The organism is Brevundimonas sp., assembly GCF_030656255.1.
Lineage (GTDB): Bacteria > Pseudomonadota > Alphaproteobacteria > Caulobacterales > Caulobacteraceae > Brevundimonas.
In genome coordinates, this window is the sequence record NZ_JAUSOE010000148.1 from 1 (window position 1) to 14,486 (window position 14,486).

At 67.3% G+C, this 14,486-nt stretch carries 18 protein-coding genes; 3 read left to right on the top strand and 15 right to left on the bottom strand.

Annotated elements, in window-relative coordinates:
- The 15 genes from Q7J26_RS14590 to Q7J26_RS14660 all read right to left on the bottom strand — a co-directional run.
- On the bottom strand, positions 1 to 496 hold a 496-nt coding region (locus tag Q7J26_RS14590), incomplete at its 3' end, for an ABC transporter ATP-binding protein (RefSeq protein WP_304937123.1).
- Positions 493 to 1,476: an HlyD family secretion protein gene (locus Q7J26_RS14595; RefSeq protein WP_304937124.1), complete on the bottom strand. Its 984-nt coding sequence runs from the start codon at positions 1,474 to 1,476 to the stop codon at positions 493 to 495. The genes Q7J26_RS14595 and Q7J26_RS14590, both read right to left, overlap by 4 nt.
- Positions 1,473 to 2,099: a TetR/AcrR family transcriptional regulator gene (locus Q7J26_RS14600; protein WP_288759618.1), complete on the bottom strand. Its 627-nt coding sequence runs from the start codon at positions 2,097 to 2,099 to the stop codon at positions 1,473 to 1,475. The genes Q7J26_RS14595 and Q7J26_RS14600 overlap by 4 nt, the downstream gene beginning before the upstream one ends.
- Positions 2,100 to 2,775: 676 nt before the next feature.
- Complete coding sequence (locus tag Q7J26_RS14605; RefSeq protein WP_288759616.1) at positions 2,776 to 3,708, bottom strand: hypothetical protein; 933 nt, start codon at positions 3,706 to 3,708, stop codon at positions 2,776 to 2,778.
- Between the two features lie 460 nt (positions 3,709 to 4,168).
- Entirely contained in the window at positions 4,169 to 4,507 is a 339-nt protein-coding gene (locus Q7J26_RS14610; protein ID WP_370651953.1) for a response regulator, read from the bottom strand.
- A 1,015-nt stretch (positions 4,508 to 5,522) separates the two neighbouring features.
- Entirely contained in the window at positions 5,523 to 5,999 is a 477-nt protein-coding gene (locus tag Q7J26_RS14615) for an isoprenylcysteine carboxylmethyltransferase family protein (RefSeq protein ID WP_304937125.1), read from the bottom strand.
- On the bottom strand, positions 5,996 to 6,124 hold the full coding sequence (locus Q7J26_RS14620; RefSeq protein WP_304937126.1) for a hypothetical protein: 129 nt from the start codon (positions 6,122 to 6,124) through the stop codon (positions 5,996 to 5,998). Before Q7J26_RS14620 ends, Q7J26_RS14615 begins: the two co-directional genes overlap by 4 nt.
- On the bottom strand, positions 6,124 to 7,125 hold the full coding sequence (gene cydB / locus Q7J26_RS14625) for a cytochrome d ubiquinol oxidase subunit II (protein ID WP_304937127.1): 1,002 nt from the start codon (positions 7,123 to 7,125) through the stop codon (positions 6,124 to 6,126). Before cydB ends, Q7J26_RS14620 begins: the two co-directional genes overlap by 1 nt.
- Positions 7,115 to 8,542 (bottom strand): cytochrome ubiquinol oxidase subunit I, encoded by a 1,428-nt coding sequence (locus Q7J26_RS14630; RefSeq protein ID WP_304937128.1) that lies wholly within the window; start codon positions 8,540 to 8,542, stop codon positions 7,115 to 7,117. The genes cydB and Q7J26_RS14630 overlap by 11 nt, the downstream gene beginning before the upstream one ends.
- Before the next feature lie 9 nt (positions 8,543 to 8,551).
- Positions 8,552 to 9,346, bottom strand: coding sequence for a sulfite exporter TauE/SafE family protein (locus Q7J26_RS14635; protein WP_304937129.1), 795 nt, complete (start codon positions 9,344 to 9,346; stop codon positions 8,552 to 8,554).
- 8 nt (positions 9,347 to 9,354) lie between these two features.
- Complete coding sequence (locus Q7J26_RS14640) at positions 9,355 to 10,632, bottom strand: FAD/NAD(P)-binding oxidoreductase (protein ID WP_304937130.1); 1,278 nt, start codon at positions 10,630 to 10,632, stop codon at positions 9,355 to 9,357.
- A complete protein-coding gene (locus Q7J26_RS14645) occupies positions 10,629 to 11,051 on the bottom strand; it encodes a TIGR01244 family sulfur transferase (RefSeq protein ID WP_304937131.1) in 423 nt (140 codons plus the stop codon). The genes Q7J26_RS14640 and Q7J26_RS14645 overlap by 4 nt, the downstream gene beginning before the upstream one ends.
- 29 nt (positions 11,052 to 11,080) lie before the next feature.
- The gene (locus Q7J26_RS14650; protein WP_304937132.1) at positions 11,081 to 11,500 is read right to left on the bottom strand and encodes a DUF6691 family protein; all 420 of its coding nucleotides are present in this window, start codon (positions 11,498 to 11,500) and stop codon (positions 11,081 to 11,083) included.
- The gene (locus tag Q7J26_RS14655) at positions 11,497 to 11,931 is read right to left on the bottom strand and encodes a YeeE/YedE family protein (protein ID WP_137721934.1); all 435 of its coding nucleotides are present in this window, start codon (positions 11,929 to 11,931) and stop codon (positions 11,497 to 11,499) included. Before Q7J26_RS14655 ends, Q7J26_RS14650 begins: the two co-directional genes overlap by 4 nt.
- A gap of 12 nt (positions 11,932 to 11,943) precedes the next feature.
- Positions 11,944 to 12,885 carry an MBL fold metallo-hydrolase gene (locus tag Q7J26_RS14660; protein ID WP_304937133.1) on the bottom strand — a complete coding sequence of 314 codons (942 nt, stop codon included), beginning with the start codon at positions 12,883 to 12,885 and terminating at the stop codon, positions 11,944 to 11,946.
- A gap of 104 nt (positions 12,886 to 12,989) precedes the next feature.
- Between Q7J26_RS14660 and Q7J26_RS14665 the strand changes: the two genes are divergently transcribed.
- From Q7J26_RS14665 to Q7J26_RS14675, 3 genes are read left to right on the top strand one after another with little or no spacing between them, the layout of a single operon-like run.
- Positions 12,990 to 13,649, top strand: a complete 660-nt coding sequence (locus tag Q7J26_RS14665; RefSeq protein ID WP_299174694.1) for a peroxiredoxin — start codon at positions 12,990 to 12,992, stop codon at positions 13,647 to 13,649.
- Positions 13,646 to 14,065, top strand: coding sequence for a metalloregulator ArsR/SmtB family transcription factor (locus Q7J26_RS14670; RefSeq protein WP_304937134.1), 420 nt, complete (start codon positions 13,646 to 13,648; stop codon positions 14,063 to 14,065). The genes Q7J26_RS14665 and Q7J26_RS14670 overlap by 4 nt, the downstream gene beginning before the upstream one ends.
- Positions 14,066 to 14,090: 25 nt before the next feature.
- On the top strand, positions 14,091 to 14,486 hold the full coding sequence (locus Q7J26_RS14675) for a cupin domain-containing protein (RefSeq protein ID WP_219354426.1): 396 nt from the start codon (positions 14,091 to 14,093) through the stop codon (positions 14,484 to 14,486).

A 14,486-nucleotide genomic window follows, 5' to 3' on the forward strand; every position in this document is an offset into this window, starting at 1 on the left:
CGGCGGTCGGCTCGTCGAGCAGGAGCAACTCGGGTTCGTGCAGCGTCGCGGCGGCGAGCGCCAGACGTTGCTTCCAGCCGCCGGAGAGCGTGCCTGCCAACTGTCGACGCCGCTTGACCAGCCCCAGACGTTCGAGAGCGGCTTCGACCCGGGCGGCCCGGCGGTCCAGTTCGTGAACCCGGCTGGTGAAGATCAGATTCTGCTCGATGGACAGGTCGTCATAAAGCGAGAACTTCTGCGTCATGTAGCCGACCCGACGTTTGATCAGCTCGGACTGGCTCATGACGTTGTAGCCAAGAACCTCGCCCTCGCCGCTATCTGGAGTCAGCAGACCGCACAGGAGACGAAGCGTGGTCGTCTTCCCGGCCCCGTTCGGACCGAGAAATCCGCATATTCGTCCCCGCTCGACGGTGATGCCAAAGTCGTGAACCGCGTGTAGGGCTCCGAACGACTTATTAAGGCCCCGCACATCGATAACCGGACTTGCAACGGTCATCTTGAACCCCGCAACCGCTCGACATCCACCGGCAAACCCGGCTGGAGCGAGCGGGGATTTTCCGGCGCCGCCTCGATCATGAAGACCAGCCGATCCCGGCTGCCCTGGCTGTAGAGGATAGGCGGAGTGAACTCCGGTCGCGGGCTGATCCAGGTGATCCGGGCCTTGCGCGGCGCACCGCAGCCGTCACAGCTGAACCTGACCACGCCCCCGGGTCGATAGTGGATCAACTCGCGCTCCGGCACGAAGAACCGCAACTTGACCTCTGCGTCGGGCAGCAGCGCGAGGACGGGTTGATTGGCGGGGACGAATTCGCCCTGGCGGAAGAATATTTCTTCGACACGAGCTTCCACCGGCGCCCGGGGAGAAAGGGTGCGCAGGCGAACCTCGGCTTCGTTCAATCCGCCCTCGGCCTGGCGGATCTGTTGTTCGGCGGCCCGCAGCGCGTCTTCCCGCGCCCCAAGCGTGGCCACCTCTCGCCGACGGCGGACGGCCTCGACCTGCGCCCTTGCCGTGTCCCGGTTCGCCCGCTCCTGGTCGAGCCTCGCCGGCGCGTAGATGCCCCGGCGCACCAGGGGTTCGATCCGCGCATAGCTGGCTTCGGCTTCGCGGAGCTGCGCCTGGGCGGCGGCGAGTTCGGTGTCGAACACCTCGAGTTCCTGCGCCCTCTGTCCCGTGCGGAGATCGTCTGCACGGGCTCTGGCGGCCTCGACGGACGCGCTGGCGCCGAGCTCCTGGGCCTCCTGTACGCCGGGGTCGATCTGGAAGGTCACCGCGCCGGCCTGGACGCGGTCGCCCTCCCGGACATACAGGGTTTCAAGGGCGCCGGAGGCGGGCGCCGCGAGATAGACCGACTCGCCCTCGACGTAGCCGGAAAGCGGGCGGTCCCCTTGGTCAGCCTGGAAAAGCCACCAGGCCACGGCTCCGGTCGCGACGGCGGCGAGCACCGCCACAGCTTGATATCGCATTCGGCGTTTCAAGCTTTCATTCCCTTGAGAGCCACGTCCAGGTGCTGAGCCGCCAGCACGTCAAGCCGCAGTGGCTTGGCGCCGACGGGTTCGAAGGTCTCCCGCCACAGCAGTCCCAGCACCAGTGGACCCAAAAGCCCCATCGCGAAGAGTTCAGGATCGCCGGAGCGGACTTCCCCGGCCCGCTGTCCGCGTCGGATGATGTCCGCCATCAGCGACAGGAGCGGCGTTATGACGGTTTCATGCCAGATGAGCGCCAGTTCAGGCAGGTTGCGGCTTTCCGCAATGATCAGCTTGACCACGCCGCCGATGCGGGGGTTAGACCGGATCGCGGACACCAGAACCCCGAAGCCCAACCGTGCCGCGTCATCAAACGCGATCTCGGCTGTCGCGTCGGCTCGAATCTTCAGCAGTCCAGGCTCGACAGCATCCTGGACCACAGCCTTGAAGAGATCCTGCTTGGTTTCGAAATAGAGGTAGAGAGCGCCCTTGGAGACCCCTGCCGCCTTGGCGATGTCGTCCAGCCGCGCTCGGGCGAAACCCCGTTCGGAAAAGACTTCCAGCGCCGCCGCGATGATCTCCTTGGGCCGGTGAGCCGCGCGGCGGCGCCATTTGGGTTCTCGGGGGGGCGGCATCAAACCTCCTAATAACTGATCAGCCGGTTACTAGACTGAACTTCGATCTGGAGCAAGGCGGAGGGAGCCTCAATGTGCCGCCGGCACCGCCAGACTTGGCGGCGCACAGGCCAGGTGGCGGCCGTCTAGCGCATGAAAGTTCGGTGGGCGTCTCCAGTCTGCAGCGCGTGGGCGTGGTCAGTGACGTGGTCCGCTGAAACTCCTCCAGCATCGGCCGGAGTCCACACTCCAAACGACGGCGGGAGCCGGCCCCCGGGCCTATCGGGAGGCCGGCCTCCAGGGGCGGGAGTGCGTCCTTCGACGCCGCCGGTCGGCCACGTTCTGGAGGTTGGAAGCCCGAAACGGGCGGGGGCCCCGCCGAAGGCGGAGCCACTGGCTCCTGCTGCGATCAGGGCCCGCGAAAATGACGGCGCCAGCCGCAGGCTTGAGGCAGCTGCGGTCGCGAACCCGGACGAGGGTGCGGCGGGCGTTCAGGGCGACACGCCGCCCGCCCCCGGCGGCTGGCCGATCGCGCCAAGGGAGAGTCCCGCCCCCCTCACGACGCTGTCGCCCTTCACACCGGGCGGCCCAAAGCCGCGTCGCCGAAAGGCACACCTACACCCTGCCGCCACCTTCATCTTCGCGGGCCCTGATCGCCTCACTCACGCGCCACCGGATCGGACATAAGTCCGGGCCCCTAGGTGCGCCACTTCAGCGTCTGCGGCTCGACCGGATTTTCGAATGCTACGCCGTCGCGCTCAGCGCGGGCGAGCCCCGCCTTGGCCGCGAAATAGAAGGCGGAGGGGCGGTCCGGGTCGCCGACGAAGACGAGCGGCAGATGGGGGCCGCGGCCGTCGAGACGCTCCAGGACCGCGACGTCCTGTCGCAGGAAGGCCCGGCCGGCCGCGGAGAGAACCGGACGCAGGAGCCCCGCTCGGGGATCCGAGCACAGGATCAGGTTCCGGAGCACCACCGCGCCCTCGCGCACGGGGGTCACGGTGGTCAGGTTGATCAGCTCGAAGCCGCGCGCGGTGACCCGCTCCAGCCGGATTGACGGCAGACGGAACTCTATGGTCACCGTCCGTTCTTCCCGGACCAGGTCGTATACGGCGGTGGAGGAGAAGGCGTCGGCAGCCCGGGCGGTGAATCCAAAAGGGCTCGGACTGTAGAGCTTGGTCTTCACGCGCCGGCGATCAGAGCGCCGCCACCAGGACTGATGGATCATGGGCACGTGGGCGGGATCGACGAGGCCCAGGACCGCTTGATCGTAATCGGCCCGGGCCCCCACCTCGGAGTAGGCGATGCACCTCAGTGTCGAAGACGGCCGCGGCGGCAGAGACGGCAGGTCGGGTTCGGTTTCGATCGGACGCGCCCAGACCAGTCCGAATCGTTCGGTGAGGCGCCACGCGCCGGTAGAGTCGGCGTCCGGCGGTCTCCCCAGACTATCGACCTCAAAATTGATCCTCTGGCCGTGGAGTTCTGCGCTGCGCCGCTCGCGGCCGCGACCCGGTCGGTCGATCGGAAACCACGCCGCCCGAGGCGGACCGAAGCGCCTGTCTCGTATGGCTCCGGTCACATTCATGGTGCGGCGTTCGGAAACAGGAGGACGGGGACCGGCCATGGAGATCATCGCGTCGTCGTGCTGCCGAGGAAGATATCACGGATCGGCGTCATGACGGAGTTGGTGCTGCCTAATGGCCGGAGGTCTGGGTGAAGCAAACCCACTCTTCGAAACGAACCTGCCGGACCCGTCCTGTCAAGTGACTCTGCTGGCGGCAGTGGCTCAGTTTGGAAGCGAGCCCCTCTTGTGGGCGTGCGAGACTCCGACGCGGGAAGGGGCCGTCGGTCCGACGCGAACCCGTCACTGTCCGATGCAGGAAGGGCAGGCGGATCAGCGCAGTGTACGCGAAAGCCGAGCCCGGCTGCTTTCGCCTGCCCCGACCGCCGAGCCGCGCCCGGTGTTCGGGCGCCTGAGGTCGGTCGGAGCGTCGCCCATGCAGCGGGCTGGCGCCTCTCCTTAGCATATGCGCGGTCAGGGGGGGGGCAGATGACCGGACGATTCGCGGCAGGCCCGCGCCCGCGGGGCGTCCTTAGGAGGTCGGGGCAAGCGCTTGGAAGGCGGCGACTTGTGTGGGCGCACGAGCGGACGAAAGCGCCGAGGATATGGCGCTGACCAGTCGATCGACGGTGATCGGCTTGGCCAGATGGCCGTCGGCGCCCGCTTCCAGCGCGGCAGAGACGTGTTCCGGCAGGGTGTTCGCCGTCAGCATCACAACCGGCGCCGGCGGGCGGTTCTCGGCCGCTTCCCACGCGCGGATCCGGCCTACGGCGGTCAGACCGTCCATGAGAGCCGGCAGCTTTTGACAAAGCGTTCGAATGCGCCACCGGAGTAGACTGCCACTTGTCCATCGAGCCGACGATCTACTCAGGAGCGCGCCGCCTCATGGGCTGGCGCTTGGGCGGCTGGTCGGCCCGCAAGAGCGGAGCCTAGCTGTCGAGGCTATGAAGGTTGTTCACCCGGGGGTGGGCTGAGAAGCTGGGGTTGCGAAGCATCAACCTCAACCGAAGAGTTCCCCGGATGAACGTGCACAAGAATGCCCGGCTGAACCCGTCGGGTCGAGCCTTGTTGGCGGAGCGGATCGAGGCGGGCTGGACGACCCAGCCGAAGGTGTTGATGACCCAAGCCTGGGCGCTCTGGCAGATTCGGCCCGATTGGCCGGGGCCGTTAGCGCCAAGAGGAGCAACAGCCCGATGATGAGGCTGGCGCCCAGAACACGCCAGGATTCACCCTGGATTTCACCATTGAGCCAAAGTGCTGGAGCGCCGGTTGAGTTCCGCTCGGACTCTTGGCCAGCCTTCGACCGCCAGAAGATGTCGATCGGACGGGGCGCATCGCGGAGCTGAAGGGCTAGCGAGGGCTATTACTCGACGGATGGATGCGCTCGTCCAGCGCTCGAACGTCCGTCGGGCTGCAGGCCAGTATCGACTCGTAGCGCATTAACAGGTCGATCGCTATGATGACGGTATCCTTTCAGTATGATCGCCAGCGTGTCGCTATGGATTTGTCGGTCTTTGAAGCGGAGCCGAGACCGCGATGGCTGCGCCTAACAGAACCAGCGTTGATTTGCGTCTGCCGATAGAGAGAGACATCACTCAAATTTTATCGGGCTAAATTTCTCTTTGTTTTCATAAACCGCTCTCCAGTGTCGGTAATGCTGGCGGTACGGTTAGGAGATCAAAGGACGAGTGCTTATAAATCAGCGACTTCGGGGCCATAGAACCATCGAGTGGGAGTGAGGGGCAGTCATAAGGCGGCCCCTGACGAGATGATTGCGGAGTAATGAGCGGAGCATAGCTACTTGGTTCACATGCCGCGCCCCGTAGCCTCACGGTAGTGAAGAAGTGACGGGATAGGGAGGCGTCTGTGGGCCGGGCGAAAGGGGATCACGACGTCATCCGCCGGCCCAGCCAGCGGCGCACCCGGCCGAAGTACACGGACCACGCCGCGCCGAAGAGGGCCTCCAAGTGTCGTTCCTCGCGCCGGATGGCGAGACGGTCGGTGGCGAAGGCGGCGACGGGGGCGGCCACGAAGAACCAGGCGTTGTCGAACAGGCCCCCGAGGCCGAGCAGAAGCAGCCCGTTCGCGAGATAGATCGGGTTCCGGCTCCAGGCGAACGGACCGGTCGTGACCAGAGCGGTCGCCGCCCGGTGCGGCAGGATGTTGGCGCGCCGCCGCCGCATCTCCAGCATGGCCCAGAGGTCCAGACCAAGGGCGAGCCCGACCAGGAGGCCGCCGGCGGCGAAGGCGCCGGGGAAGAGTGCGGGCGGAGTCCATAGACGCGCCGTGATGAGCGCGACAAGGACGGCGCCGCCCGTGATGAGCGGCGGCCAGGGCCAGCGGTTCGGCGCCTGCGGCCTCACCCGCCGGCCAGCTTGAGAACGCCGCGCAGCAGATAGGCGATCACGCCCAGGACACCCACGCCCAGCACCCAGAGGGCGACGAACCAAAGGCCCTGCCGGAGCCCGTTTGTGGAGCCGCGACGCATCAGTGGTAACCGTCGTCGCCGACCTTGCCGCGAAACACCCAGTAGGCATAGGCGGTGTAGGCTAGGATGATCGGGATCAGGATCAGGGCGCCCACCAGCATGAACAGCTGGCTGGAGGCCGGGGCGGCGGCCTGCCAGAGGGTGATCTCGTCGGGCACAGCGTAGGGGAAGACGCTGACGCCCAGCCCCGCGAAGGTGACGGCGAACAGGCCTAGCGACAGCAGGAAGGGCCAGACCTCGCGCTTCTGACGCATGGTCCAGAAGAAGGCGGCCGCGACGATCAGAACGAGCAACGGCACCTGGGCCGTCAGAAGCACGCCGGGCCAGTCGAACCAGCGCCGGGCGTATTCGCCGTCGAGGAAGGGCGTGGCCAGGCTGACGGCGCCGATCATCAGCAGGGTCGCCGGACCGAGTTTCCAGGCCTGGGCGCGGGCGTGGGTCTGGAGCGCGCCTTCCGTCTTCATGTTCAGCCAGGTGGCCCCCAGAAGGGCGTAGCCGACGACGACGGCGGCGCCGGTCAGCAGGCTGAAGGGGCTGAGCCAGTCCCACCAGCCGCCGCCATAGGCGCGGCCCGACACCTCGACCCCCTGCAGGATGGCCCCCAGGGTGACGCCCTGGGAGAAGGCGGCCAGCAGGGAGCCGCCGAAGAAGGCGACATCCCAGACGGGCTTGGCCCGCACCGTGCGCCAGCGGTATTCGAACGCCACGCCCCGGAAGACCAGGCCCAGCAGCATGGCGATGATCGGCGTATAGACCGCCGGCATCAACACGGCGTAGGCGAGGGGAAAGGCGGCGAACAGGCCGCCGCCGCCCAGGATCAGCCAGGTCTCGTTGCCGTCCCACACCGGGGCGATCGAGTTCATCGCCTTGTCGCGCTGGTCCCCGGCCTTGAGCGTCGGGAACAGAATGCCGACGCCCAGGTCGAACCCGTCCATGACGATATAGGCGAAGACGGCGAAGGCCAGCAGGCCGGCCCAGACCAGGGTCAGATCAACGGTCATGATCGGTCTCCTCGCCGGTCGGGATGGGGCGGTCCGGGTCGATGGCGGGGGCGGGGGTGATGCCCGCCGTGCGGATCGGGGTTTCCGCCACGCCCGGCTCGTCCCGGTGCGGCGCATGGCTCATCAGACGCAGGATGTAGAAGACCCCGGCGCCGAAGACGGTGAAATAGACCACGGCGAAGGCGGCCAGGGAGGTTGCGACGGCGGGCGCCGCCAGGGGCGCAGCGCTGTCGGCGGTGCGCAGCAGCCCATAGACGGTCCAGGGCTGGCGGCCGACCTCGGTGGTGATCCAGCCCGCCAGCACGGCGACGAAGCCCATCGGCCCCATGATCAGGGCGAAGCGGTGCAGCCAGGGCGCATCGTAGAGGCGTTTGCGCAGGCGAGCATATAGCCCCCAGAGCCCCAGCAGCAGCATGGCCATGCCCAGGCCGACCATGACGCGGAAGGACCAGAAGACGATCTCCACCGGCGGCCAGTCGGCGCGGGCGATGGTGTCCAGACCGGCCAGGGGCGCGTTCGGATCGTGCTTCAGGATCAGGGACGACAGCTTGGGGATCTCGACCGCGCCGTGGACGGTGGCCGCCTCGCGGTCAGGAATGCCGAACAGGATCAGCGGCGCCCCGTCCGGGTGGCTTTCGAAATGGCCTTCCATCGCCATGACCTTGGCGGGCTGATGCTCCAGGGTGTTCAACCCGTGCATGTCGCCGATGAAGATCTGGACCGGGGCGGCGACCAGGATCATGCCCATGGCCATGGCGAACATCTTGCGCGCCCCCTTGTTGGTCCGCTCCTTCATCAGGTGCCAAGCCCCGACAGCGCCGACCACCAGGCCGGTGGTCAGATAGGCCGCCAGCAGCATGTGGGCGAGGCGATAGGGGAAGGAGGGATTGAAGACGATCTTGAACCAGTCGGCCGGTACGAACTGGCCGACCTCGTTGATGGCGTAGCCTTGCGGCGTCTGCATCCAGCTGTTGACCGACAGGATCCAGAAGGCCGAGGCGAAGGTGCCGATCGCGACCATCAGGGTGGCCAGGAAGTGCAGCTTCTTGCCGACGCGGTTCAGGCCGAACAGCATGACGCCCAGGAAACCGGCCTCCAGGAAGAAGGCGCTGAGCACCTCATAGGCCATCAGGGGGCCGATGACCGGCCCGGCCTTGTCGGAGAAGACCGACCAGTTGGTGCCGAACTGGTAGGACATGACCAGACCCGAGACGACGCCCATGCCGAAGGCCACGGCGAAGATCTTCAGCCAATATTTGAACAGGTTCAGATACAGGTCCCGCCCCGTCTTCAGCCACAGGGCTTCCAGCACGGCCAGATAGCTGGCGAGGCCAATGGAGAAGGCCGGAAAGACGATGTGAAAGGCGACGGTGAAGGCGAACTGCATCCGCGCCAGGATCAGGGCGTCAAGTTCCATGGTGTGGTCTCACCCGATCAGGCCGAGCGCGCCGGCGCTGCGGTAAAGCATATAGAAAGCGACGACGAAGATCAGCCCGGCGAACACCGTGTTCAATAGACCCTTTTGTCCCGACAGGGCTTTCGCGAGCCGTGCGCCGACCAGACCGCCCAACACCCCGCCGCCGATGAAGACGGCCGCGAGGGGCCAGTCGACCCAGCCGTCCAGGGCGTAGTTGAAGGCCGTGGTCAGGCCGAAGGCCGTCACGCCGACCAGCGACGAGCCGACCGCATAGTAGATGGGCATGCGGGTCGAGACCATCAGTCCAGGGACGATCAGAAACCCGCCGCCGATGCCGAAGAAGCCGGACATGATCCCCGTCAGGGCGCCGGCTCCGACGAGCTTCGGCGCATTGCCCGGCGTCAGGACCACGTCGGGGTCCCCCGAGGCCGAGCGGCCCCTCAGCATCAGCACCCCGACCACCAGCATCAGCGCGGCGAACAGAGCCAGCAGCTTCTGACCGTCCACCGCCTTGCCCAGCGTGGAGCCGAGAAAGGCGCCGAAGACGCCGGCCAAGGCGAACAGGCCGGCGATCTTCCATTTCACCGTGCCGTGGCGCGCGTGGTTGAGCAGATTGGCGAAGGCGTTGGCGGCCACGGCGAAGGCGCTGGTGCCGATCGCCAGATGCGGATCCTTGACCCCCACCAGATAGACGATCAGCGGCACGGCCAGGATGGACCCGCCGCCGCCGACCAGGCCGAGGGTGAAGCCGACGAGCGAGCCGGCGCCGGCGCCGAGGCCGTACTGCAGCGGAGACAGGTCCATGATCAGGCTCAGGCGACGGCGGGACGAGGCTGAGGCGCGGGCTCGATGTGCTGGGGGTGGGCCAGCCATTCTCGGCCCTTCAGCATGCCCAGCCAATAGATCTCGGGCAGGGCCTGAGCCTTCAGATGCCAAGCCAGACGGGTCGGCTTGGTGCCGTCGAGCATCCATTTCGGGAAGCTGGGCAGGAGCTTGCCGCCATAGCCGAACTCGGCCAGCACGATCTTGCCGCGCTCGACCGTGAGTGGACATGAGCCGTAGCCGTCATAGACCGCCCGCATCGGCTGGCCGTCCAGCAGCGACAGGATGTTCTCGGCCACCACAGGCGCCTGTTTGCGGGCGGCCGCAGCGGTCTTGGCGTAGGGCGCCGAGCAGGCGTCGCCTAGACCAAAGACGTTTTCGAACCGCTTGTGGCGCAAGGTGGCGTCGTCCACCTCGATCCAACCGCTGTCGGCGGCCAGCGGACTTTCGCGGACGAAGTCGGGCGCGGTCTGCGGCGGGCAGACGTGCAGGAAGTCGAACTCGCGCCGCGCCTGGCGCACTTCGCCGTCCGCGCCCGTTACGGCGAAGGTCGCGACCCGCGCCGGGCCGTCCACCGCGACGAGTTTCGATCCGAAGTTCAGGTCGATGCGGTATTTGCGGACATATTCCATCAGCGCCGGGACGTAGTCCTTGACCCCGAACAACGCCGGGCCGGCGTTGTGGAATTCGATCTCGATGTCGTTGCGGCCGTTGTCGCGCCAGTGGTCGGCCGACAGATACATGGCCTTTTGCGGGGCGCCAGCGCATTTGATCGGCATGGGCGGCTGGGTGAAGATCGCCCGGCCGCTGCGCATCGCCTGCACCAGCTTCCAGGTATAGGGCGCAGTCTCGTAGCCGTAGTTGGAGGTGACATTGTTGCGTCCCAGGGTTTCGGCCAGGCCAGGGATGGCCGCCCAGTCCAGCTTCAGCCCCGGCGCCGCGACCAGCATCCGGTAGCCGATCCAGCGGCCGTCGGTCAGTTCGACGCGATCATGCACAGGGTCGAAGGCCGCGACCGCGCCCCGCACCCACTGGGCGCCTTGGGGGATCAGGTCCTCGGTGCGGCGCTGGGTCCGCTCGGGCGTGAAGACGCCGGCGCCGACCATGGTCCAGCCGGGCTGATAGTAGTGATGTTCGGACGGCTCCACGATGCGAACGTCGAGGCCCGGGCGGCGGCGCAGGAGGCTGGCGGCCGTGGCGATGCCGGCGGATCCGCCGCCGACGATCAGGACATCGCAGGAATCCAGGGGGGCGTATTGGGCGCTCATGACGCGGCTCCTTCAAGACGGGGACGCAGGGCGCCGAGGTCGTAGCCGGCGCTCTTGGCGCGGGCGATCAGATGATCGGGGCTCTCCGAACCGGCGTTCGTGAGCGCCCACAGGGTGGTGGTGCGCGTGCCGGTGCGGCAGAAACCGAACACGGGCTGGGGCAGGTCAGCCAGAGCCTCGCGGAAGTCCGCCACGTCCTGGTCGGAGATGGCGCCGCCGACCACGGGAACGTGGGCGAAGGCCAGGCCGGCGGCCTCGGCGGCCTGGCGCAGAGCCTCGGCGCTGGGCTGGCCGGGCTCCTCGCCGTCGGGTCGGTTGGAGATCACCGACCGGAAACCCTGGGCCGCGATGGCGGGCAGGTCTTCCGGGGCGATCTGGGGCGAGGCGGATAGGGCCTCGTCCAGGGGGCGGATATCCATGGCTTTGTCTCCCTAGGGTCTTTTCTGGTTCAGGCGTTTCGGTCGAGCGTCAGGCGGAACAGCGCCATGCCGGCCACGAGGGCGCCGACGAAGACGAAGGCCTGCCAGGCGCCGGTCGTCAGGGCCGCCAGCGCCGGGCCGGGGCACAGACCGACCAGCCCCCACCCCAGGCCGAACAGGACGGCGCCGCCGACCAGCGGCGTGTCGATGCTCCGGCTCTCGGGGACGTGGAAGGTCTCGGCCGCGACCGGCGTCTCCATGCGACGGCGGATCAGATAGGCGATGGCGGAGGGGATCAGCGCCCCGCCCATGACGAAGGCCAGCGAGGGGTCCCAGACGCCCGTCACATCCAGGAAGGCCAGGACGCGGGCCGGATTGATCATGTCGGACACCACCATGCCGGCGCCGAACAGCAGGCCGCACAGGACGGCGACGATCAGCCGGTTCATGCCAGGCCTCCCAACAGGTGGCGGGTGACGAAGACGGTCAGGGCCGCAACCGCCATAAAGACGCCGGTGGCGACGATGGAGCGGGGCGACAGGCGAGCCAGGCCGCAGACGCCGTGGCCGCTGGTGCAACCCGAGCCCCAGCGGGTGCCGAAGCCGACGATCAGGCCGCCGAGCACCAGCAGCCAGATGTCCGAGGTGATCTGCACCTCGGGCCTGCGGATCAGCGCCGAGGCCAGGGCCGCACCGCCCAGCAGGCCGGCGATGAAAAGCAGGCCCAGGGTGCGCGGCGCGCCTTTCGACAGGCCGGTCGCCGCGGCGGTCAGGCCGGAGATCCCGGCCACGCGCCCATTCAGCAGCAGATAAAGGCCGGCGGACAGGCCGACCAGGAGGCCGCCGGCCAGCGGCCAGACGAAGGAAATGGGTTCAAGCATGGGGGGCTCGCCTCACAGCGCGTTCAGCGGGACCTTGAGGTAGCGCACCCCATTGTCCTCGGGCTCGGGCGGGCGGCCGCCGTTCATGTTCACCTGGACTGACGGCAGGATCAGCCTGGGCATGGGCAGGGTGGCGTCGCGCTGGGTGCGCATGGCCACGAACTCGTCCTCGCTGACGCCGTCGCGGATATGGATGTTGCCGGTGCGCTGGGCGCCGATGGTGGTCTCCCAGGCGAACTCGGTCCGGCCCGGAGGCGCCTTGTAGTCGTGGCACAGGAAGACCCGCGCCTCGTCCGGCAGGGAGGTCAGGCGATGGATCGAGCGATACAGGGTCCCGGCGTCGCCGCCGGGGAAGTCGCAGCGCGCCGTGCCGGAGTCGGGCATGAACATGGTGTCGCCGGGAAAGACAGCGTCGCCGATGACATAGGCCAGACAGGCCGGGGTGTGGCCGGGCACATGCAGCACCGTGGCCTTCAGCCCGCCGATCTCGAACCGGTCGCCGTCGTTGAACAGATGGTCGAACTGGCTGCCGTCGCGGTGGAAGTCGGTCCCTTCGTTGAATATCTTGCCGAAGACCGCCTGGACGGTGAGGATCTCATGGCCGATGGCCAGCTGACCGCCGAGCTTTTCTTGGAGATAGGGCGCCGCCGACAGGTGATCGGCGTGGGCGTGGGTCTCCAACAGCCACTGGACCGTGAGACCTTCGGATTTCACGTAATCAATGAGGGCGTCCGCCGAGGCGTGGGCGGTGCGGCCGGACGCCGGATCGTAGTCGAGCACGCTGTCGATGATGGCGCAGACGTCGGAGCCGGGATCGCGCACGACATGGCTGACGGTGAAGGTGGCCTCGTCGAAGAATGACCTGACGACAGGGCGCTGGCGAGGATCGCCCAGCGCGGCGCGCACGATGTCGGCGGCGTGGTCGCGGGCGGGATCGGGGATGGGCGAGGACATGGCGTGTCTCCGTTTCGGTGACTCAACACATATACCCATTCATAGTTCGTGCAAGTATGTATTTTAATGTAGCGGAAACGGTGGGAAGCGCTTAGCTTGCGGCTATGGAAACGATCGACACCGGGCCAGCCGTCTATCCCCCCGCAATGCGCGCCCTGCGCATCAACGATACGGCGCCGGACTTCAGCGCGCGCACGACGCAGGGCGAAAAGCGCCTCAGCGACTACCGTGGACGCTGGCTGGTGCTGTTCTCGCATCCGGCGGACTTCACGCCGGTCTGCACCAGCGAGTTCGTGGCCCTGGCCCGGCAGGCCGACGCCTTCGCGGCGATCGACTGCGATCTGATGGCCCTGTCGGTGGACAGTCTGTATTCTCACCTGGCCTGGCTGAAGGACATTTACCGCCGCTTCGGCGTGAAGGTGCCGTTCCCGATCATCGAGGATCCTTCCATGGCCATCGGCCACGCCTTTGGCATGGTGGACGCCGGCTCGAGCGACAGCGCGACGGTGCGCGCCACCTTCGTGATCGATCCCGAAGGCGTGGTGCGCGCCATCAGCTGGTACCCGATGAACATCGGCCGCTCGGTTGATGAGCTGCTGCGTCTCGTCACCGCCTTGCAGACCTCGGACCGTGAGGCGGCCTCCACGCCGGCGGGCTGGACGCCCGGCGACGCTCTCCTGGAGCCGGCCGCCACCACCCTGGACGCCGCCATCGCCGACGGTGACGGCGATGCGCCCTGGTACTACCGCGAGCGCCGCGCATGACCGACGATCAAGCGGCCGCCATGGAGCGGTTGAAGGAAAAGGCGCCGGAGGCCGCAGAGCTGTTGCGCCAGCTGGCCAACGCCAACCGGCTGCTGATCCTGTGCCACATCGCCGAAGAGGAGCGCTCGGTGGGTCAGCTCGAGGCGGATCTGGGCATCAAACAGCCGGCGCTGTCCCAGCAACTGGCTGAGCTGCGCCAGTACGGTCTGGTCAAGACGCGTCGTCAGTCGCGCTCGATCTTCTACTCGATCGCCGACGAGCGGGCGCAGGCGGTCATGGGCATGCTTTACGAAATCTTCTGCGGCGACCCGAAGTCGGTCGGCGCGCGCGCCGCCGCTCCCGCGCCTCTTCCATCGACCATGCCTCGTGGCGACACGGCGCAATTCGCGCGCATCACCGCCGTTGCGCGTCGCTGACGGCTAACCCGCACAGGAGAAACCCATGAAGGGCTTCATCGACAATATCGAACGTCTGACCGAGGAGAACACAGACTTTCGCCGCGTTCTCTACACCGGCCACAATCTGCAACTCGTCCTCATGGCCATTCCGCCCGGTCAGGAGATCGGTGAAGAGGTCCACGACGACCGCGACCAGTTCTTCCGCATCGAGGCCGGTGAGGGCGAAATCTGGATCGACGGCGTTCGTCATGCCGTGAAGGCGGACGACGGTGTCATCGTCCCTCAGGGCGCCCGGCACAATGTGGTCAGCACGGGTTCCGAGCCGCTTCGGCTCTACACCCTCTATGGCCCGCCGGAGCATCTCGACGGGACGGTTCACGCCACGGTGGAAGAGGCCTCCGCCGACCACGAGCACTTCGACGGCCGCACGACCGAATAA

Bases quoted from the DNA above. Each gene is read 5' to 3' on its own strand.
- Q7J26_RS14600 (WP_288759618.1), bottom strand. From the start codon at position 2,099: ATGCCGCCCCCCCGAGAACCCAAATGGCGCCGCCGCGCGGCTCACCGG.
- Q7J26_RS14605 (WP_288759616.1), bottom strand. From the start codon at position 3,708: ATGATCTCCATGGCCGGTCCCCGTCCTCCTGTTTCCGAACGCCGCACC.
- Q7J26_RS14620 (WP_304937126.1), bottom strand. From the start codon at position 6,124: ATGCGTCGCGGCTCCACAAACGGGCTCCGGCAGGGCCTTTGGTTCGTC.
- cydB (WP_304937127.1), bottom strand. From the start codon at position 7,125: ATGACCGTTGATCTGACCCTGGTCTGGGCCGGCCTGCTGGCCTTCGCC.
- Q7J26_RS14630 (WP_304937128.1), bottom strand. From the start codon at position 8,542: ATGGAACTTGACGCCCTGATCCTGGCGCGGATGCAGTTCGCCTTCACC.
- Q7J26_RS14635 (WP_304937129.1), bottom strand. From the start codon at position 9,346: ATGGACCTGTCTCCGCTGCAGTACGGCCTCGGCGCCGGCGCCGGCTCG.
- Q7J26_RS14640 (WP_304937130.1), bottom strand. From the start codon at position 10,632: ATGAGCGCCCAATACGCCCCCCTGGATTCCTGCGATGTCCTGATCGTC.
- Q7J26_RS14645 (WP_304937131.1), bottom strand. From the start codon at position 11,051: ATGGATATCCGCCCCCTGGACGAGGCCCTATCCGCCTCGCCCCAGATC.
- Q7J26_RS14650 (WP_304937132.1), bottom strand. From the start codon at position 11,500: ATGAACCGGCTGATCGTCGCCGTCCTGTGCGGCCTGCTGTTCGGCGCC.
- Q7J26_RS14655 (WP_137721934.1), bottom strand. From the start codon at position 11,931: ATGCTTGAACCCATTTCCTTCGTCTGGCCGCTGGCCGGCGGCCTCCTG.
- Q7J26_RS14660 (WP_304937133.1), bottom strand. From the start codon at position 12,885: ATGTCCTCGCCCATCCCCGATCCCGCCCGCGACCACGCCGCCGACATC.
- Q7J26_RS14665 (WP_299174694.1), top strand. From the start codon at position 12,990: ATGGAAACGATCGACACCGGGCCAGCCGTCTATCCCCCCGCAATGCGC.
- Q7J26_RS14670 (WP_304937134.1), top strand. From the start codon at position 13,646: ATGACCGACGATCAAGCGGCCGCCATGGAGCGGTTGAAGGAAAAGGCG.
- Q7J26_RS14675 (WP_219354426.1), top strand. From the start codon at position 14,091: ATGAAGGGCTTCATCGACAATATCGAACGTCTGACCGAGGAGAACACA.